At 61.2% G+C, this 20,195-nt stretch carries 15 protein-coding genes and 2 pseudogenes; all 17 read right to left on the bottom strand.

Annotated elements, in window-relative coordinates:
- Positions 1 to 23 precede the first annotated feature (23 nt).
- Positions 24 to 1,087, bottom strand: a pseudogene (lpxD, locus tag ACD578_RS08555) (UDP-3-O-(3-hydroxymyristoyl)glucosamine N-acyltransferase).
- A 38-nt stretch (positions 1,088 to 1,125) separates the two neighbouring features.
- Positions 1,126 to 3,508: pseudogene (gene bamA, locus ACD578_RS08550) on the bottom strand (outer membrane protein assembly factor BamA).
- Positions 3,509 to 3,674: 166 nt separating this feature from the next.
- Positions 3,675 to 4,838 (bottom strand): RIP metalloprotease RseP, encoded by a 1,164-nt coding sequence (rseP, locus tag ACD578_RS08545; RefSeq protein WP_404292295.1) that lies wholly within the window; start codon positions 4,836 to 4,838, stop codon positions 3,675 to 3,677.
- Positions 4,839 to 4,858: 20 nt separating this feature from the next.
- Positions 4,859 to 6,040 (bottom strand): 1-deoxy-D-xylulose-5-phosphate reductoisomerase, encoded by a 1,182-nt coding sequence (dxr, locus tag ACD578_RS08540; protein ID WP_404292293.1) that lies wholly within the window; start codon positions 6,038 to 6,040, stop codon positions 4,859 to 4,861.
- A 6-nt stretch (positions 6,041 to 6,046) separates the two neighbouring features.
- Entirely contained in the window at positions 6,047 to 6,904 is an 858-nt protein-coding gene (locus ACD578_RS08535) for a phosphatidate cytidylyltransferase (protein WP_404292291.1), read from the bottom strand.
- Positions 6,905 to 6,906: 2 nt separating this feature from the next.
- Positions 6,907 to 7,674, bottom strand: coding sequence for an isoprenyl transferase (locus ACD578_RS08530; protein ID WP_404292290.1), 768 nt, complete (start codon positions 7,672 to 7,674; stop codon positions 6,907 to 6,909).
- A 27-nt stretch (positions 7,675 to 7,701) separates the two neighbouring features.
- Positions 7,702 to 8,262 carry a ribosome recycling factor gene (gene frr, locus ACD578_RS08525; RefSeq protein WP_152709345.1) on the bottom strand — a complete coding sequence of 187 codons (561 nt, stop codon included), beginning with the start codon at positions 8,260 to 8,262 and terminating at the stop codon, positions 7,702 to 7,704.
- Positions 8,263 to 8,333: 71 nt separating this feature from the next.
- Positions 8,334 to 9,047 carry a UMP kinase gene (gene pyrH / locus ACD578_RS08520; protein WP_404293755.1) on the bottom strand — a complete coding sequence of 238 codons (714 nt, stop codon included), beginning with the start codon at positions 9,045 to 9,047 and terminating at the stop codon, positions 8,334 to 8,336.
- 71 nt (positions 9,048 to 9,118) lie between these two features.
- The gene (tsf, locus tag ACD578_RS08515) at positions 9,119 to 10,048 is read right to left on the bottom strand and encodes a translation elongation factor Ts (RefSeq protein ID WP_404292288.1); all 930 of its coding nucleotides are present in this window, start codon (positions 10,046 to 10,048) and stop codon (positions 9,119 to 9,121) included.
- A gap of 105 nt (positions 10,049 to 10,153) precedes the next feature.
- Positions 10,154 to 11,176 (bottom strand): 30S ribosomal protein S2, encoded by a 1,023-nt coding sequence (locus ACD578_RS08510; protein ID WP_152709339.1) that lies wholly within the window; start codon positions 11,174 to 11,176, stop codon positions 10,154 to 10,156.
- 63 nt (positions 11,177 to 11,239) lie between these two features.
- Complete coding sequence (locus ACD578_RS08505) at positions 11,240 to 11,803, bottom strand: GNAT family N-acetyltransferase (protein ID WP_404292286.1); 564 nt, start codon at positions 11,801 to 11,803, stop codon at positions 11,240 to 11,242.
- Positions 11,804 to 11,857: 54 nt separating this feature from the next.
- Positions 11,858 to 15,331: a DNA polymerase III subunit alpha gene (gene dnaE / locus ACD578_RS08500; protein ID WP_404292284.1), complete on the bottom strand. Its 3,474-nt coding sequence runs from the start codon at positions 15,329 to 15,331 to the stop codon at positions 11,858 to 11,860.
- 394 nt (positions 15,332 to 15,725) lie between these two features.
- On the bottom strand, positions 15,726 to 16,421 hold the full coding sequence (locus tag ACD578_RS08495) for an ABC transporter ATP-binding protein (RefSeq protein WP_404292282.1): 696 nt from the start codon (positions 16,419 to 16,421) through the stop codon (positions 15,726 to 15,728).
- 2 nt (positions 16,422 to 16,423) lie between these two features.
- Positions 16,424 to 17,713: a lipoprotein-releasing ABC transporter permease subunit gene (locus ACD578_RS08490; protein ID WP_404292280.1), complete on the bottom strand. Its 1,290-nt coding sequence runs from the start codon at positions 17,711 to 17,713 to the stop codon at positions 16,424 to 16,426.
- A gap of 6 nt (positions 17,714 to 17,719) precedes the next feature.
- A complete protein-coding gene (gene proS, locus ACD578_RS08485) occupies positions 17,720 to 19,048 on the bottom strand; it encodes a proline--tRNA ligase (RefSeq protein ID WP_404292279.1) in 1,329 nt (442 codons plus the stop codon).
- Positions 19,049 to 19,439: 391 nt separating this feature from the next.
- Positions 19,440 to 19,763, bottom strand: a complete 324-nt coding sequence (locus ACD578_RS08480; RefSeq protein ID WP_404292278.1) for a DUF1467 family protein — start codon at positions 19,761 to 19,763, stop codon at positions 19,440 to 19,442.
- Between the two features lie 22 nt (positions 19,764 to 19,785).
- On the bottom strand, positions 19,786 to 20,190 hold the full coding sequence (mce, locus tag ACD578_RS08475; protein WP_404293753.1) for a methylmalonyl-CoA epimerase: 405 nt from the start codon (positions 20,188 to 20,190) through the stop codon (positions 19,786 to 19,788).
- Positions 20,191 to 20,195 lie beyond the last annotated feature (5 nt).

Raw genomic sequence — 20,195 nt, 5'->3', positions numbered from 1 at the left:
GTAGTGGATGCCTTCAACGAACGTTATGAAGACGCATCGTCGTCTTTGGCGGAATCGCCCTGGGATGCAAGCTTTTTCAGAGCCGTGATCTCACGGAACCATTCGCGCATGGGACGAGCGGGAATGCCGCCCCAGCGGGCGCCGGGGGGAACATCCCCGTTGACGCCGCTGGTCGCCGCAATCTGAGCCCCCATGCCGATCCTCACGTGGCCCTTCACGGCGACCTGTCCGCCGAGAGCCACATAATCCTCGATCGTCGTGGAGCCGGCGATGCCGACCTGCGCGACAATCACACAATGGCGGCCGATCACCACGTTATGGGCAATCTGGACGAGGTTATCGATCTTCGTACCCTCGCCGATCACCGTATCGCGGCTGGCACCTCGGTCCACGGTCGTATTGGCGCCGATTTCCACGTCATCCTGAATGATGACTCGGCCGACCTGCGGCACCTTGAGGTGCCCCTGCGGCCCCATGGCAAAGCCGAAGCCGTCCTGCCCGATGCGCACGCCCGGATGAAGAATGACCCGGTTGCCGAGGAAGGCGTGGGACACGGTCACGTTGGCCGAAATGGAGCAGTCGCGCCCGATCTTCACCTGCGGGCCGATCACGGAATGGGCCCCGATCAGTGTTCCCGAGCCGATCTCAGCGTGAGGACCGATAACGGCTCCCGGATCGACCCGGACCCCGTGCTCCAGCCGCGCAGACGGATGAACGAAGGAGCCGGGCGAGGTTCCCGTCGACGCAAAGGACGATTCCGGGCGCATTGCAGAGGGGAACAGGATCCCAAGCACCTGCGCGAAAACGCGATAAGCCTGCGGGGTCACGATGGCGACGGTCTGGGAAGGCACCTTCGCGGCGTAGCGCGGCGTCACAAGACAAGCCCCAGCCCGCGTTGCGGCCAAGGCGCCCACATAGGCCGGGTTGTCCATATAGGCGAGATCGCCTGGGCCCGCACTTTCCAGAGGAGCGACGCCCCTAAGCAAAAACTCCCCGTCGGCGCCGTCGGGGAGCGTTGCATTGCCATCTCCGCCACCTGACGCAGATTCAGCGTCCGGCTTTGCGGAAAGAAGTTGGATTCTGTCATGAAGCATAAGTGAGGGCGCCCTTCGGCGCCCTCCCCGATTAGAAGCGTGTGCCGCCCGAGAAGCGGAAGGCCTGGGTGCGGTCGGCGCCGACCCGGGTGCCATCCGCCTGAAGGACACCCTCTTCCTTCGACAGGGCGAATGCGTAGTCGAAGCGGATCGGGCCGAGCGGCGAGCTCCACAGGATGGACGCGCCGACGGAGGAGCGGATCTTCTCGCTGTCGAGAACCACGATGCAGTTCTGCGGTTCGTTATTCACCGGCGCGCAGCCATTGACGGGGTCTAGGATGCTACCGCTCCCGTTGAAAGTCGTCGGACCTTCGTAGCCGAACAGCGTACCGGCATCGGCGAAGACAGCGCCCTTCAGGCCTAGCTCGCGCGGCAGACCCCAGATCGGGAACTGCATTTCAAGCGTACCGCCGAAATAGGTCGTGCCGCCGATGGCATTGGCACGGCTGTCGAGGCTCGAGATATCACGCGGGCCGATGCCGTTCGGCGCGAAGCCGCGGACCAGCGACGGACCCATGAAGAAATGGTCGACGATGCGCAGATCGCCGTTATTGCCATCATCGTCGCCGCCGTTGAAGCCCATGATGTGGCCGCCCTGGAGACGAGCGATACCGACCACGTCCTCAAAGAACTCGCGGTAGTAGCGAGCGTCGCCTGTCACACGGAAGTAACGCGAGTCGCCGCCGAGACCGGCGAAGTCCGTCTTCACTTCAGCATAGAAGCCATTACGCGGCTCACGGACGCTGTCGAGCGTGTTGTAGTTGAATGTCAGGCCTGCCAGTGAGGTAATGGTATCGCCCTGCGATTCCTTGATCGCCAAGGAAGCTTCACCGTTGCCTTCACAAAACTGGCGGTTTGGGGTTCCATTGGCGTTCAGCTGCGTGTAGCCCGGGATCGGAGCCGAGCAGTCGTTGAAGGGCTGATCGGTGTCGTTCGGGATATCCAGCGACTGCTGATAGAGCGAGTAACGTGCGGTGATCGTGAACTCTTCCGTCATTGGAAGGCCGAGGCGCAGCGTACCGCCGGTCATGCGGTTCTCGTAACGAGAATACCGGGTCTGGTCGCTGAACTTCGAGAACAGGTCAATGCCGGCTGACATCCGGTAGCCGAGGAAGTACGGCTCCGTGAACGAGAAGTCGACGCCGTGAGCGCGCTGGCCGAGTTGGCCGGCAAGACGGACGAACTGGCCACGGCCGAGGAAGTTGGTCTCGGTTACGGAGACTTCACCGATGAAGCCATCGGCCGTCGAGTAGCCGCCCGAGATCGCGAATGAACCGGTGGATTGATCTTCCACATCCACGTTCACCACCACGCGGTCGGCCGACGAGCCGGGCTCGTTGGAGATACGGACCCGCTTGAAATACCCGAGATTGTTCAGGCGACGCTCGGCGCGGTCCACGAGCACCTGATTGTAGGCATCACCCTCGCCAAGTTCGAACTCGCGACGGATCACGTAGTCGCGGGTGCGGCTATTTCCGCGCACGTTGAGGCGCTCGATGTAGATCCGCGGACCTTCCTCGACCACATAGGCGAGGTTGACCGTGCGGGTCGAAGGATCGCGCGTGCCGACCGGACGCACCTGAGCGAACGGATTGCCCTGGCGCCCGACATTGCTAGTCAGCGCCTGAACCGACTTCTCGACGGCTTCGGCGTTGTAGATCGAACCTTCCGAGGTCGTGATTCCCCTGCGGATAGCCTCCGCATCGACGCCGCCGAGCCGGGGATCGACGCTCACGCTGCCGAACCGGTACTGCTCACCCTCGTCCACGGTGATGGTAATGACGTAGCCGCCTTCGTTCGGGTCGAACTGAACGTCACTGGAGACGAGACGGTAGTCGGCATAGCCGTTCTTCAGGTAGTACCGGCGGATGAGGTCCAGATCGTTCGAAAGCCGGTCCGGATCATAAACGTCGGTGCTCTTGAGGAAGCTCAGGAGATTCGTCTCGGTGGTCTGCATGATGCCACGCAGGCGGCTGGACGAAACCTGGTTGTTTCCAACGAAGCGGATTTCCTCGACGCCGGTCTTGTCGCCCTCGTTGATGGTGTAGACCACATCGACCGTGCCGTTGGGCAGATCGACCAGACGGGGGGTCACCTGGGCAAGGCCGCGACCCGAGCGGCGGTAGACCTCGAGGATCTCGCTGGACGTCGGCATCCACGGCAGCCTGGTTGTAAGGCGCACGGGCCCGAGCCTGCAGCTGATCCTCGATCAGGGCCTTCTCAACCCTCTTGTTACCTTCGATCACCACCCGGTTGACGACGGGGCCCTGTGCAGCCGAAGCGCGGCGATTCCCCGGGACTACCTGCTGCGCAAAGGTGCTCTCCGCGGCAGTAATCCCGGCCATCAGCGCGCTGATCGCGACAATGGCGGTCGTGGCCGGCTTTTTCCGGCGAGGAGTGGTCGTCGACATCATCAACTGGCCCGTTCTTTATATTCTGTCCCTAGCGAGGAAGGCCCCGCAGGTTGGAGACGAGTGCCCCCAACCTTATCTGTGTGGTCCGCTTGTACAAACTTTCGCCGCTATTGCAAACGGCACATCCACAACAGAGTACCAATTTTTAAATAGCGTGGCGTCCTTGTCACGATCCCTGATCCAGAAAACTGGTGCCAAGGTGAACAAGATCATTCCAAGTGGCGAAAAGCATAAGCATCGCCACCAGGGCAAATCCGATTCTAAAGCCGATTTCCTGGGCTTTCTCGCTCAAAGGGCGCCCGCGAACCGCCTCAATGGCATAGAACAGAAGATGGCCGCCATCCAGCAACGGAATGGGAAAAAGGTTAATGAGACCAATCGAGACCGACATGAAACCGATTAGACTGACCAAGCTATAGACCCCTCCAACGTCGAAAGCAGTCCCCGAGGCCCGGGCAATTCCGATGGGACCTGAGAGTTGATCGGCCGATTCCCAGCCCATCACCAAGCGCCGGATGAAGTTGAGGGTCCGATCGACGAGGTTCCAAGTTTCGACCACGGCGGCCTTGACGGCTCCCCAAGGGGTATAGGTCAGACGCTTAATCGCAGACGGGTCCCTCGATGCTTCGACCCCAAGAAGCCCGATGCGCTGCTTGCCGAAGGGGCTGGTCCTCTCGACGAAGTTTGGCGTTGCCGTAAGGGCAACAGCTTGGCCGTTGCGCTCGACTGTGAAATTCAGGGGTTCACCGGCGCTGGAGCTCACGATGAGTTGCATGTCGGCGAAAGTCTGGATCTGTCGGCCGTCGACGGTCAGAATCAGGTCCTTAGACTGAAAGCCTGCCTTCTCGGCCGCGCTTCCAGGTTGGACCGCCTCGATCCGCGGCTCGAGAACCTGTCGCCCGTTGAAGTAGTTGAAGCCCGCGAAGATCGCGATGGCCAGGATGAAATTGGCGATGGGACCCGCGGCGACGATCGCGGCACGCTTGGCCACATTCTGGTGGGGAAAACTGATCGCCCGCTGCTCTAGCGGCATACGATCGAGCTGATCCTGGTCAGGAACGCTCGCGGCGTTGAGATCTCCGACGAATTTAACGTAACCGCCGAGGGGAATCGCAGAGATCTTCCAGCGGGTGCCTTTCCTGTCGGTCCAGCCGATCAGTTCGCGCCCGAAGCCGACGGAAAAGGCCGTCACACCGACCCCGCAGAGCCGTCCAACCCAAAAATGACCGAACTCGTGGATGAACACGACGACCGTGAGAACCACAAGGAAGGAGATCAGGGTCAAGAACAGGGAGCCTGTTGCACCACTGATCGTTGTGAGAAAGTCCATCGTTGTCCCTTTCGCGCTCTTTAGAGCCGCGTCGCTTCAGCATAGACCGGAATGAGTCGCCGTGCCGCCTGTCGGGCCTCATGATCGATGCCAAGGGCATCCGCTACGGTTACAGGCGCCGGAATGTTTCTTCCCGAGAAAGTCGAGCAAATGCTCTCAACTAACTCTGAAATATCGTAAAACTTAATCCGGTCTGCCATAAAGGCCTCGACAGCAATCTCATTGGCCGCATTCAGGATCGTAGGCATCGCCCCTCCGGCCTTGAGCACTGCCTTGGCCAGAGATAGGCACGGGAACCGCTCCTCGTCAGGTCGCTCGAAGCTTAATCGGCCAATCGCGGCGAGATCGAGACGGGGTAGATTCATCTTAAGGCGCCCCTGATTTCGCAGGGCATTGGCGATCGGAACCTTCATATCCGGCAGGGCGAGACCGGACGTTACGGCGCCATCGCTCCACTGAACGAGTCCATGGACGATCGCCTCCGGATGAACCAGCACATCGAGACGTTCCACCTCGAGGTCGAACAGGTGATGGGCCTCGATCAGCTCGAGCCCCTTGTTCATCAAAGTGGCCGAGTCGATGTTGATCTTCGATCCCATGGACCAGACTGGATGAGCCGAGGCCTCCTTGGCATTGGCTTTTGCTATGCGTTCCCGGGTCCAGGTGCGGAAGGGACCACCGGATGCGGTTATCACCGCCTTTTCCACATCCCTGTTGAGGCCTGCCGCGAGAGCATGATCCAGAGCGTTATGCTCGGAATCCACCGGCATGATCTCGACGCCGAGACGGCGGGCATCGGCCATGAAAGCGCTGCCGGCACAAACAAGGCTTTCCTTGTTGGCAAGGGCAATCCGCCTGCCGGGCTTCAGGGCCGCATGGGTCGGAGCCAATCCGGCAGTCCCGCTGATTGCGGCAAGCACGGTGTCAGCATCATGCTCAACAGCCTCGAGAACAGCAGAGTGGCCCGCGCCGTTCCCAATCCCGGTTCCGGACAAGGCCTGCTTTAACGCCTCGCCCTCACGCTCATCGGCCAGAGCCGCGAATTTAGCTCCAAGTCGCCGGGCGACTTTCGCCAGAGCCGTGGCATCGCGCCCACCAACGACAGCTTCGACACGAAACTCATCTCGGTGAGCCAGAACGACATCGGCCGTCGAGCGGCCGATCGATCCGGTGGCTCCAAGAATCGTGAGGGAACGGGTCATCAATGCCTATGCGGTGAAATGAATGGTCAGAAGAACGGCCGCAACGATGAGGCATACGGCCCAGAAGCCATCCAGGCGATCCATCACGCCACCATGCCCTGGGATGAGATGGCTCGAATCCTTGACGTTGCAATGGCGCTTGAGAGCCGACTCGCCGAGATCTCCGATCTGGCTCGCGACGGAAGCGATGACGGAGATAATAGCTGTACCGAGAAGATTGAATGGCAGGCTCAACCCATATTTCTCCCCGGCCCAGGCGACCAACACCCCACCCAAGGCCCCTGCGACAACGCCTCCGATGAACCCGGACCAGGTCTTCTTCGGGCTGATGGAGGGACAAAGCTTAGGACCGCCGAAGGTGCGGCCCGTAAAATAGGCCGCGATATCCGTTGCCCAAACCACCGCGAACATCCAAAGCAGCCCCAGGATGCCGAGTTCGAGATGGTCGCGCACGATCGGCGGAACGAGAACGATCAGCGACGCATAGAGAAAGCTCGAAGTAGCCCATTTCTTGTTCGATGCCCCCTTCGTGGCGAGGACACCGGCCGCGAGAAAGGCGAGACCGGCCGCTGCGCCCAAGCCAAAGCTTGCATCGGCCAGAAAAAGCAGCGTCAGAACGGCAAGGCCGGAGCCCAGGATCGCCTGCACCAGCCGGCGCGGCTCAATGCCAGTCATATCGGTCCATTCCACCATGATGGCGATACCGGCTGCCAGCCAGAACAGGGCAAAAGGCCATCCGCCCCAATAGGCCATCACAAGTGCCAAGGCGATCATGACCACGGCGGATAAAATCCGTCTCGTCAGTTCCTTGGATGAGGCTGATTTAGGGCTGGACGGCAAGGATGATCCCTGGTCTGCGACCATTGTCAGCCTGCCCTGACGCTCAAACCACCGAAACGGCGATCGCGCCTGCAGTATTCGTCAACGGCGGACCTGAAAGTCGCCTCGTCGAAATCCGGCCAGAAGCAGGGCAGGAAAACGAACTCGGAATAGGCCGTCTGCCAAGTGAGGAAGTTCGATACCCGCTGCTCGCCCGAAGTCCGGATCACCAGATCCGGATCTGGAATGCCATGAGTATCGAGGGCCGCTCCCACCGTATCCATATCGATATCGGCCGGATCGAGCGTCCCCTCGTTCACCCTGCGCGCAAGAGCCCGCATGGCGCTGACAATCTCCTGGCGCCCGCCATAATTAAAGGCAATGACCAGAGTCAGACCGGTGTTGCCCCGGGTGAGCTGCTCCGCCTCGTCCAGCAGCAACCGGATGTCAGAGGCCAAGCCTTCGCGCTCGCCGATGATCCGGACCCGGATATTATTGGCATGAAGCTCGGCAAGATCGTGGCGCACGAAACGCTTGAGCAGCCCCATGAGGTCGGACACCTCCTGAGCCGGGCGGCGCCAGTTTTCGGCCGAGAAGCTGTAGACCGTCAGGTATCGAATTCCGAGATCGCCTGCCGTTCGCACGGCACGGCGAATGGCCTCGACCCCGCGCCGGTGCCCTTCGAAGCGGGGCAGCCCTCTCTGAGCGGCCCAACGGCCGTTCCCATCCATGATGATGGCAACATGGGTCGGCATCCCCTCGCCTGCTTCCTTGCAGGCAAAGCTTGGGGCCGACCTTTTGGCTTCGCCGCTCATATTTCCGTCCCGATGCACGCCTGACGATCAGACGTGCATGATTTCCTTTTCCTTGGTCGCGAGAAGGCTGTCGATCTCGGCTACGAACTGGTCGGTGGCCTTCTGAACCTGATCAGCATGACGCTTGCCATCATCCTCGCTGATCGCGCTATCCTTCTCAAGTTTCTTGAGGAGATCGAGACCGTCGCGGCGGACGTGCCGAACCGCGACACGCGCCTCCTCGGAATATTTATGCGCCACCTTCACCATCTCCTTGCGGCGCTGCTCGTTCATCTCGGGGATGCGCAGGCGGATCACCTGGCCCTCGGTCTGCGGATTGAGGCCGAGGTCCGATTCCCGGATCGCCTTCTCCACGGCGGATACCATGCCCCGGTCCCAAACCTGGACACTCAGCAGGCGCGGCTCCGGCACATTGACGGTGGCAACCTGGGAGATCGGCATCAGGGAGCCATAGGCATCGACCTGAATGGGATCCAGCAGGTTCGGCGAGGCGCGCCCGGTCCGCAGGCTAGCCAGGTCGTTCTTGAAAGCGTTGATGGCGCCCTGCATGCGGCGCTTCACATCGGCGAGATCAAAGGTCGTGGCCATCAGATTCTGTCCTTACGCGAACTATTTAAACGGGCTTACGCTTCCCAGGGTCCAGCATCAAGGCCCTTGGATCAAGGGGCAACGACCGTGGAGGGCACTTTCCCCTGAAGAAGAGCGGTCACCGAGCTGGGAGCGTGCACCGAGCCCACGATGATTGAGAGCCTGCTCTCGCGGGCCAGGGCAAACGCCGCCGTATCCATGACCTTCAGATCTCGGGCAATAGCCTCGTCATGGGTCAGGCGGTCGAATCGGACTGCATGAGGGTCCTTTTTCGGATCCGCCGAGTAGACGCCGTCGACCTGGGTCGCCTTCAGGACCGCATCGCAGCGCAGTTCGGCGGCGCGAAGGACGGCCGCGGTGTCGGTGGTGAAGAAGGGATTGCCGGTGCCTCCGGCCAGAACCACCACCTGACCCTTGTCGAGGTGGTGCAGAGCCGGCTGACGGGCATAGGTCTCGCAGATCGTCGGCATAGAGACTGCCGACATGGTGCGCGCCGGAACGCCGGCCGCGTTCAGGGCCGTCTCGATGGCGAGCGAGTTCATCACGGTGCCGAGCATGCCCATGGAATCGGCGGTGGGACGGTCGATCCAGCCGGCAGCGCTCATGCGGGCACCGCGGATGATGTTGCCGCCACCGATGACGACGGCGATCTCGAATCCGGCGCGGGTGGCCTGAGCCAGGTCGGCTGCCAGGGAGGACAGGATCTGAGAGTCGAGCCAGTATCCATCGGGAGCCATCAAGGCCTCACCCGAAAGCTTCACCAGGATGCGCCGGAACGTTGCCATCGTCAGACCTTTCTTTTCGAAACCTCTCATGAAAACGGCGGCTCTTCAGCCGCCGTTTGCCTGGGTTCGATTTAGGCCTTGAGACCGGCCTGGGCGGCCACTTCCGCCGCGAAGTCGGGAGCCTCTTCCTTCTCGATGCCCTCGCCGAGGGCAAAGCGGACGAAGGCCTTGAGGGTCACCGGCTTGCCGGCCTTGGACTCGGCTTCCTTGAGGACCTGGGTCACGGTCTTCGAAGGATCGTGAACGAAAGGCTGCTCCAGGAGGGTGACCTCCTTGAAGTAGCTCTTCAGGCCGCTTTCGATGATCTTCTGCATGACATGATCCGGCTTTCCGGCGTTCTTGTCGCGCAGGATGGCGCTCTCGCGCTCGACGGTCGCCTGATCCACGCCGGAAGCATCGAGGGCGACCGGGCTGGTGGCAGCCACGTGCATGGCGATCTGGCGGCCGAGCGTGCCGAGAACGGTCACATCGCCCTCCGACTCGAGCGCCACCAGGACGCCGATCTTGCCGAGACCATCGGTCACCGCGTTATGGACGTAGGACGCGATCACGCCCTTGGACACTTCGAGCTTCGCGATCCGGCGCAGGGTCATGTTCTCGCCGATGGTGGCGATGAGCTCCTGCAGGCGGTCCCTCACGGTCGTCTGCGAACCAGGGAAGTGGGCAGCTTCGAGCGACTCGACGGTGCCGTTGCCCATCAGACCGATCTTGGCGGCTTCGCGCACGAAAGCCTGGAACTGGTCGTTACGGGCGACGAAGTCCGTCTCGGAGTTGACTTCGAGGATCGTGGCGGTGTGACCGGAGGACTCGACGGCAACAAGGCCCTCGGCCGCCACGCGGCCGGCCTTCTTGGCAGCCTTCGACAGGCCCTTCTTGCGGAGCCAGTCGATCGCGGCTTCCATGTCGCCATTGGTCTCGGCGAGAGCAGCCTTGCAGTCCATCATGCCAGCGCTGGTCGTCTCGCGCAGCTCTTTCACCATCGCAGCGGTAATGTTCGCCATGGCTTTTCCTTTCAAAGGTTCACGCATAGAGGGAGCCCGGCGCTCGTGGAACGCCGGGCTCGATCATTCGTTCAAGCGGCGCTGCATGTTGCGCCGCCGTAAGGCTTACGCAGCAGCCGCTTCGATCATCGAGCGGGCCTGATTGATCCAGCCATCGCGCTCGAGGCGGCCATTCAGCTTCAGGTCCTTGTCGAGCTGGGCGGTATCCCCCGGCTGCATGGCGGCCAGCTGCCAGTAGTGGAAGATGCCAGCCTCGTTCAGCTTCTTCTCGAGTTGCGGGCCGACGCCGTTCAGCTTGGTCAGATCGTCGGGAGCACCACGTGGGGCAGCCAGACGCTCGAACTGCTCGCCTTCATAGGCGGCGACAGCCGTATCGTTCGCCGGGAGCTCCTCGGCCATCGGGTTCTCGGACTCGCCGATGTCGATGCCCATGGCGCCCGCGCCTCGGGAGATGCCATCGAGAGCTGCGCGGGCAACCAGATCGCAGTAGAGCGAAATCGCACGGCCAGCGTCGTCATTGGCCGGGACCGGGAAGGTGATGCCGTCCGGATCGCAGTTCGTGTCGACGATGGCAGCCACCGGGATGCCGAGGCGCTTGGCCTCCTGGATCGCCAGTTGCTCCTTGTTGGTGTCGATGACGAAGATCAGGTCGGGCGTGCCGCCCATGTCCTTGATGCCGCCAAGAGCGCGCTCGAGCTTCTCCTTCTCACGAGCGAGCATCAGGCGCTCTTTCTTCGTAAGGCCCTGGCCGCCGCCGGAGAGGATCTCGTCAACCTTGCGCAGACGCGAGATCGAGCCGGAGATCGTCTTCCAGTTCGTCAGCATGCCGCCGAGCCAGCGGGAGTTGACGTAGTACTGAGCCGAGCGCTTGGCCGCATCGGCAACCGCATCGGAAGCCTGACGCTTGGTGCCGACGAAGAGCACGCGGCCACCCTTGGCAACCGTGTCGCTGACAGCCTGAAGGGCGCGGTGCAGCATCGGAACCGTCTGCGCGAGGTCGATGATGTGAATGTTGTTGCGGGTGCCGAAGATGTACTGACCCATCTTCGGGTTCCAACGGTGGGACTGGTGTCCAAAGTGCGCGCCAGCCTCAAGCAGGCTGCGCATCGAAAAATCGGGAAGCGCCATAGTTTATTCTCCGGTTAAGCCTCCGCGGAACAGTGGACCGGTCCAGCCGGCCACCGGGATACCTCATAGGCTTATGAGGTGGATTCCGCGTGTGGGATAGGCGCGCATATAGGGGTAAAGTCGCTGGAATGCAAGCCAAAGGATGTCAGCCCTGGGGGGAGGCCTCAATCGGCTTATCCGTGAGCGGAAATCGCTTGTAGAGAAAGGAGCGGGCATGGCCTTGAGGCTTCTCCCCTCCCTGTTCTCCAGCGTTCCGAAAATTTCATAGCCAAGCTTCGCGTAGAAGTTTCGGGCGCGCTGGCTGGAGGTATCCAGCCAGGCCCCATGGCAGCCTCGGCTCAAGACCTCCTCTTCGGCCAATCGCATGATTCTGGCACCGAGGCCCTGGCAACGGAGATCCTCCGCAACCCAGAGATGTTTGATCAGCAGCCATCCATAGGACGTTCCTCCGAGGAGCCCGCCTAGAATCGTGCCTTCACTATCCCGGGCGAGAATTCCGAAAGGAGCATAATCGCTCGCTGGAACATTCTGCTTCAAGGAATCGAGAAGGCGTGTCTCGATCTCCGCCGCGAAGGTGTCAGGATCGGGCTCGACTGTTATGCGGATATCAGGACGATGCTCATCCATAACCTCACCGATGAGTTAGTGGCTCATGCCGTAGCATAAGCCGCCCTGACCGGCTCAGTTCATGTGCACGTCCACGACACCCGGCACGGCACGGAGCGCTCCGGCGATCTGGGGGCTGGCCATGTACTTGCCGGGCAGCTTGACCTCGACCTCTCGGTCGCCGTCGTCGAGGATGAGCACGAGGGAGACTTCACCCTCGCCTCGTACCTTCAGCCGCTCGAAGACGCTCGTGATCGGGCGTTCGTCGCGCAGGAAGATCCGCATGCCCTTCTGGTGCTTGGCGACAGCCTCCTCCAGTGGTTCGGCCATCCCAATGCGCGCCCTAACCTCTTCGCCCTCGACGCCGGCCTGCAGCATCAGGACCACGGCCGATCCGGGCTCCAGGACTTCGCGCAGACGCTGGAGTCCCTCGGAGAAGATGATGGCTTCGAACTGCCCGGTCTGATCCGACAGGGTGAGGATGCCCATCTTGTTGCCGGTCTTGGTCCGGCGTTCCTGGCGATCCAGGATCGTGGCGGCAACCCGCCCAACGGAATTGCCGGCTTTCACCGAGCGGCAGAATTCGACCCAGGTCTGGACCCGCAGCTTCTTGAGAAGATCGCCATACTCATCGAGCGGATGGCCCGAGAGGAAGAAGCCGACGGCATCGAATTCCCGCTGTAGCCTTTCCGCGGTAGGCCAGGGCTCATAAGGCCCGATGCGCAGTTGCACATCCGCCGAGGCGACCCCGCCGAACATGTCGATCATGCCGCCATTGGCTGCCTCATGCGATTGCTGGGCAAGGCTCATCATGGCGTCGATTGAGGCGCAGGCCTTGGCTCGATCCGGCTCCAATTCGTCGAAGGCGCCGGCCGCGATCAGGTTTTCCAGCGTGCGCTTGTTGAGCATGCGCGGATTGATGCGCCGGGCGAAGTCCGCAAGATCCTTGAAAGGCTTGTCACCCCTTGCCTCGACCACGCTCTCGATGGCCTGGCGTCCGACGCCTTTGACAGCAGCGAGCGCGTAGAGAATCTGGCCTTTTCCGTCCGCATCATACTCCACGTCAAAGACCACGCGCGAGCGGTTGATCGAGGGCGGGATCACCTTGAAATCGAGGCGCTGGGCCTCACGGCGGAATTCGGACAGCTTGTCGGTGTTGTCGAGATCGAGCGTCATCGACGCGGCCAGGAACTCGACCGGATAATTAGCCTTGAGATAGGCCGTCTGGAAGGCAACCAGCGCATAGGCCGCCGCGTGGCTCTTGTTGAAGCCGTAATCCGCGAACTTGGCGAGAAGGTCGAAGATCTCGTTCGCCTTCGCCTTGTCGAGACCGCCTTTGGTGGCACCTGAAACGAAGCGCTCACGCTGGGCGTCCATCTCGGCCTTGATCTTCTTACCCATGGCGCGACGCAAAAGGTCCGCGTCGCCGAGCGAGTATCCGGAGAGGACTTTCGCCACCTCCATCACCTGCTCCTGGTAGACGATGATGCCGAAGGTCTCGCGCAGGATCGGCTCCAGCTTGTCGTGCGGGTACCAGTCCTTCTTGTTGTGCTCGTCCTTACCAAGCTTGCGCGCGCAATAGACCGGAATGTTCGCCATCGGGCCCGGCCGATAGAGCGCCACGAGAGCGATGATGTCCTCGAAACGGTCGGTTTCCATCTCGACGAGCGCTTTGCGCATGCCCGCCGATTCCACCTGGAACACGCCGACCGTCTCTCCGCGCTGGAGCATCTCGTAGGTCTTGCGGTCGTCGAGCGGCAGGGCCGAGAGATCGACCTCGATCCCTTTTCGCCGGATGAGGTCGACAGCGGTACGCAGGACGGTGAGCGTCTTGAGACCCAGGAAGTCGAACTTCACGAGGCCTGCCTGCTCGACCCACTTCATGTTGAACTGGGTCACGCGCATGCCGGTCTTCGGGTCTCGGTAGAGCGGGACCAGTTCCTGAAGCGGACGGTCGCCGATCACGACGCCGGCGGCATGGGTCGAGGCGTGCCGGTGAAGGCCTTCGAGTTTCTGCGCGATGCCGAGCATGCGCTTGACGACCGGCTCCTCATCGATGGCCGCCTGCAATTTCGGCTCACCCTCGATGGCTTGCGCAAGTGTCACCGGATTGGCCGGATTCTGCGGCACGAGTTTGGTGAGCTTGTCCACCTGACCGTAAGGCATCTCGAGGACGCGGCCGACGTCGCGCATCACACCGCGGGCGAGCAGCGTACCGAAGGTGATGATTTGCGCGACCTGCTCCTCGCCATAGCGCTGCTGCACATACTCGATGACGCGCTCGCGACCCTCGACGCAGAAGTCGATGTCAAAGTCCGGCATCGAGACACGTTCAGGATTAAGAAAGCGCTCGAAGAGCAAAGCGAACCGCAGTGGATCGAGATCGGTGATGGTGAGCGCGTAAGCAACAAGCGAACCTGCACCCGAGCCACGGCCCGGACCGACCGGAATGTTGTGATCCTTCGCCCACTTGATGAAGTCGGCCACGATCAGGAAGTAACCCGGAAACTTCATGTTCCGGATGATATTGATCTCGTAGGCAAGGCGGTCGCGGTAGTCCTGCTCGGTCAGGCCCGGTGCGGGCCCATGCGCGGCGAGACGCCTTTCAAGTCCCTCTTCCGCCTGTCGTTTCAACTCCTCGCCTTCGTCCAGAGAGGCGGCATCGGGGCCTGTGCCGAAATTCGGCAGGATGGGTTTGTGGGTTTTCACGCGCGTTGCGCAGCGCATGGCGATTTCGACGCTGGCCTGTAGCGCATCCGGCAGATCCGCGAACAGCTCCATCATCTGCTGGCGCGTCTTGAAATGATGCTCCGGCGAGACGCGGCGGCGATCAGGATTGGAAACAATCTGCCCTTCAGCGATGGCCAGAAGGGCGTCGTGTGCTTCGTAATCCTTCGCCGACGAGAAGAAGGGCTCGTTTGCCGCGACAATGGGCAATCCGTTGCGGTCCGCCAGAGCGAGCAGTTCCCCTTCGATCAGCCGTTCATCTTCAAGGCCGTGGCGCTGAATTTCCACATAGAGCTGACGGCCGAAGGCGTTCTTGAGAATGTCGAGCCGCGCTTGCGCCAAGTCCTGACGTCCGCCGTTGCGCAGGGCGCAATCGAGCGGTCCCGTGAATCCGCCGGTCAAAGCGATCAGCCCGTCGCTATGGGCCGACAAAACCGGCGCCATCACACGCGGATCCTCCCCCAAAGGCACGCCGAAATAGGCGTGGCTCACGAGACGCATGAGGTTGCGGTAGCCCTCCTCCGTCTGCGCGAGCAGCACGATGTCGGACGGCTGCGGCACCACGCGGGCGACCGGGTCCGGCTCCTCGAAGCACACGGAGAGTTGGACACCCGCGATGGGCTGGATACCGGAGCCCGCGAGTTTCTCGGAGAATTCGAGGGCGCCGAAGAGATTGTTGGTATCGGTGAGAGCAAGTGCCGGCTGCTTGTCGGCGGCGGCGAGTTTTGCCAGCTGCGCGACCTTCAATGCTCCCTCAAGCAACGAGTATGAGGAATGGACATGCAGATGGATGAAACCGATATCGTGAAGAATGCGCGCCATAAAACTCTACTCATCGAACGGCACGCATAGTGGCACGATTCTTTGCTAAGGAAGCCTAACCTCCGATCTCAAGGACTATGTTCCTGTGAATCCCGGTGGGTTGTTGTGGATCCCGGTATCAAGCGATGGGAGAAAGGACCAGAGCCCAGATTGCCACGGCTGACCCGAACATTGCGAGGGAAGCGATTTCGGCGGTGGTTTCGAGGATGAAGCGAAGCATGGTTTTGATCTCCGTGTTCCCAATATGTTCATCCTTGTTCATTGAATGTTCTGTGTAAAGCCTGTGCAGACTCCAGCCTCCGGACGGAGTCAATAGATCGTTAAGGCGCAAGGGAGCACCCGCTACCAGGGCGCGGAGGCGGCTTTGATCGCGTCAGTCGATGCTGCTGAGGCGCTACGGCAACTGGACGATCAGGCCATCGCGGATCGTCACGCGCCGGTCCATCCGGGCTGCGAGATCCATGTTGTGCGTGGCGATCAAGGCAGCGAGCTTCGAGGCGCGGACGATGGCGACAAGCGTCTGGAAGACGCGGTCTGCCGTATTGGGATCGAGATTGCCGGTAGGTTCGTCGGCCAGGAGCAGGCGTGGAGCATTGGCGACGGCGCGGGCGATGGCGACGCGCTGCTGCTCGCCGCCAGACAGTTCGCCGGGACGGTGATCGAGGCGCTTCCCCAAGCCCAGGAATGTCAGAAGCTGTGTCCCACGATCCTGAGCCTCCGTCTTCGGCAGACCGCGGATGAGTTGCGGGATCACCACGTTCTCAAGCGCTGAAAACTCCGGCAGGAGGTGATGAAACTGGTAGACGAAGCCGAGTTCCTCGCGCCGAACGCGGGTGCGCTCCTGGTCATTCATGGCGGCCGTCTGTTTCGCGCCGACGAAGACCTCGCCTCCGTCGGGCTTTTCGAGCAGGCCCGCCAAATGAAGCAGAGTCGACTTGCCTGTGCCTGAAGGAGCGATGAGAGCAACGATCTCACCAGGCCAGATCGCGAGATCGGCGCCGCGCAGCACCTCCAGAAAGCTGTCCCCTTGCGGATAACGGCGCTCGACCTTGGAGAGATACAGGGCGGGTTGTGACTGGGCTGGCGACATACTTATCCGTAACGCAACGCTTCGACCGGATCGAGCTTTGCGGCCCTCCAGGAAGGATAGAGGGTCGCCAGCAGCGACAACACCATCGCCATGATGAGGATAGTCGCCACTTCGGTCGGATTCACCTCTGCCGGCAGACGGCTCAGGAAATAGAGCTCCGCCGGGAAGAGATTGGTGTTCGTCAATCGTGAGATGACATCGCGGATGGTTTCGACATTGAGCGCGAGCAGCAGCCCGAGGCCGAAGCCCGCAATCGTTCCCACGATGCCGATCGACGCGCCGGTGATCAGGAAGACCCGCATGACGGCGCCCCGCGTCGCCCCCATGGTGCGCAGGATTGCGATGTCCTCCGACTTGTCCTTCACAAGCATGATGAGGCCGGAGATGATGTTGAGCGCAGCCACCAGCACAATGAGCGTGAGAATCAGGAACATCACGTTCCGCTCGACCTCGAGCGCACCGAAGAACGTTCGGTTGCGCTGGCGCCAATCGGTCATCAAGATCGGGCGGCCCGCCGCCTCGTCGATGGCGACGCGGGCCTCGTCCACCCTGTCGGCGTTATCGAGATAGACCTCGATGAGCTGCACGTCGTTCTGCCGATTGAAGTAGTTCTGCGCCTCGGTCAGCGGCATGAAGACGAAGGTCGAGTCGAATTCCGACATGCCGATCTCGAAGATCGCCTTGACCGGGTAGCCCTTGACCCGAGGTGCGGTGCCGAAGGGTGTCGAGGCTCCCCTCGGCGTGATGAGTGTGAAGGTATCGCCAGCCTGGAGCGAGAGGGCATCGGCCAGACGCCGACCGATGGCAACCCCCTCGCCTTCCTCGAAATTCTCGAGCGTGCCCTGACGCAGACTGCCGGCGATATGCTCGATCTTCCGCAGATCCTCCGGGCGGATGCCGCGCACCAAGACGCCGCTGCCGTTGTACTGCGAGGAGCCGAAGGCCTGTCCCTCGACGAGAGGAATGGCACGCTTGACTCCCGGCACCGCCGCGATGCGCGCCGCAACCTCCGGGTAATCGGTGAGCGGACTCTCGAGCGGCGCCACGAAGATGTGGCCATTGATGCCGACGATCTTGTCGAGCAACTCCTTGCGGAAGCCGTTCATGACCGAGAGCACCACGATCAACGTGGCGACGCCGAGCATGATGCCGAGGAAGGAGAAGCCGGCAATGACCGAGACGAAGCCCTCCCGCCGCCGCGTGCGCAGGTAGCGCCCGGCGAGCATCCACTCGAAGAGCGAGAACGGTTTCGTCCCGGTTGGCGCCGTCTTGGCTTCTCTGTCCTTGGCCATGACAGCTTATCTATGCGTTGTGAGGCGGGCGATCACATCCGCAAGCGCGAGATGCTCACGCTCTCCGGTGGCGCGATGCTTCAACTCCACCTTGCCCTCGGCAAGCCCTTTCGGTCCGATCAGAACCTGCCACGGAACTCCGATAAGATCGGCAGTCGCGAACTTGCCACCCGGACGCTCGTCTCGATCGTCATAGAGCACGTCGCGTCCGGCGGCTTCCAGTTCGCGATAGAGGCGCTCCGAGGCGGCATCCGTTGCCGCATCACCTGTCTTCAGATTGAGGATCGCCACGTCGAAGGGAGCAACCGCTTCCGGCCAGACGATGCCGTTCTCGTCATGGCTCGCCTCGATGATGGCAGCGATCAGGCGGCTCGGGCCGATCCCGTAGGAGCCCATATGAACTGGCTTCTCCTGCCCGTCAGGTCCCATGACCTTAGCACTCATGGGCTCGGAATACTTGGTGCCGAAATAGAAGATGTGGCCGACCTCGATGCCGCGGGCGGACATCTTCTTGTCCTCCGAAACCGCGTCGAAAGCCGCTGCGTCGTGCATTTCGGACGTGGCCGCATAGAGCGAAGTCCACTTGTCGACAGTGCTCTGGAGACCAGGAATATCGTCGAAATTCGTGTCGGCCGGCGGAATGTCGAAATTCAGGTAGTCCGCGTGGCAGAAAACCTCGCTTTCACCAGTCGAGGCCAGGATGATGAATTCGTGGCTGAGATTTCCGCCGATGGGACCCGTATCGGCACGCATCGGGATCGCCTTCAATCCCATCCGGGCGAAGGTCCGAAGGTAAGCCACGAACATCTTGTTATAAGAATGCACGGCGCCTGCCTGATCCAGATCGAAGGAATAGGCATCCTTCATCAGGAACTCGCGCGAGCGCATGACGCCGAAGCGCGGGCGTACCTCGTCACGGAACTTCCACTGGATGTGATAAAGGTTCAGCGGCAGATCCTTGTAGGAACGCACATAGCCCCGGAAGATCTCCGTGATCATCTCCTCATTGGTCGGGCCGAAGAGCATCTCGCGCTCGTGCCGGTCCTGGATGCGCAGCATCTCCTTGCCGTAGGCGTCGTACCGGCCTGATTCCCGCCAGAGGTCAGCCGACTGGATCGTGGGCATGAGAAGTTCGATGGCACCAGATCGGTTCTGCTCCTCCCGGACGATGGCATTGACCTTGTTCAGCACCTTCAACCCGAGCGGCAGCCAGGCATAGATTCCCGCCGCTTCCTGGCGGATCATGCCAGCGCGCAACATCAGACGATGGGAGACGATCTCCGCCTCCTTCGGAGTCTCGCGGAGAATGGGGAGGAAGTAGCGGCTCAAACGCATAGGGCGCCTTTGGGTCTCGATCAGAACAGGAAAAGGGTAGCGACTCGCTTCCAGCACACAACACAGGCCCTGGGGAAAAGACAAGCTGTCATCGCCTGACGGGACCTGCGGCGAGATGGATTAGACCAAAGATCAATACAAGAAATGCCGAAAAATGCATCAGAAAGTGCCCATAAAAGGTGACACCGCTCGGCAAGGTGACTATAAACAAAACGCTAACGTCTTAGACCTTCAAAGGTCAGAGGCTACGGTCCGAGTTTCGGGAGGAACAAGATCTCCAAGCGCCATGAGGCGCTGGTCTTAGAAAGCCAGGGATCAAAAACTGCCAAAAGGCAGTTTAGGCAAGGCGAAAGCCTTGCTTTTCTTTTTGGGCCTTCCCTTCTTCTTCCGATTAAAGGCCAGTCAGCGGGAAAACCGCCGCGACCACTACGAGAACGATGGACGCGATGAACGTCGTCCAGATCGCCTTTTCCCGCAGCGCCGGAAGCGTCGGCGCCCCAGGTTCGCTTCCTTGGACGACCTCCCCGCTTTCCGCTTGGCTGCGGACGCCGAAGGGCAGGACCGCAAAGAGCAGGATCCACCAGATCACGAAATAAAGAGCCAAGCCTCCGCTCACCCTCAGGCCAAAAGCAGTGACGGCAATGGCGACGGCGATGCATGACACGACCACGACGACCGCAATCGTGGACCAGAGCGATCCCGCCAGATTTTTCACAAAGCTTATCAACAGCTTGTCCTCAGGCTTGCTCAAGTTCGATGAGTGTGCCGTTGAAATCCTTAGGATGGAGGAAAAGCACGGGCTTTCCATGGGCCCCGATCTTAGGCTCGCCGGAGCCGAGCACCCTCGCCCCAGAATTCACAAGCCGATCCCGCGACGCGACGATATCGTCCACCTCGTAGCAGATATGATGTATGCCGCCGTCGGGGTTCTTCTCCAGAAACCGGGCGATAGGCGATTCTCCGCCCAAGGGCTCCAGGAGCTCGATCTTGGTGTTGGACAGGGTGATGAAGACGACCGTGACGCCATGCTCCTCCAGCGCCTCAGGTGCAGAGACCTCGGCTCCTAGAATCTTGCGATAGACTTCCGAGGCGGTTGCGATATCGCGCACGGCGATGGCCACATGGTTGAGGCGTCCAATCATCGGCA

The sequence above is a fragment of the Microvirga sp. RSM25 genome, from assembly GCF_044784385.1.
GTDB lineage: Bacteria > Pseudomonadota > Alphaproteobacteria > Rhizobiales > Beijerinckiaceae > Microvirga > Microvirga tunisiensis.
The sequence above is the reverse complement of the archived record's forward strand: the minus strand, read 5'-3'. Positions and strand labels throughout refer to the sequence as shown.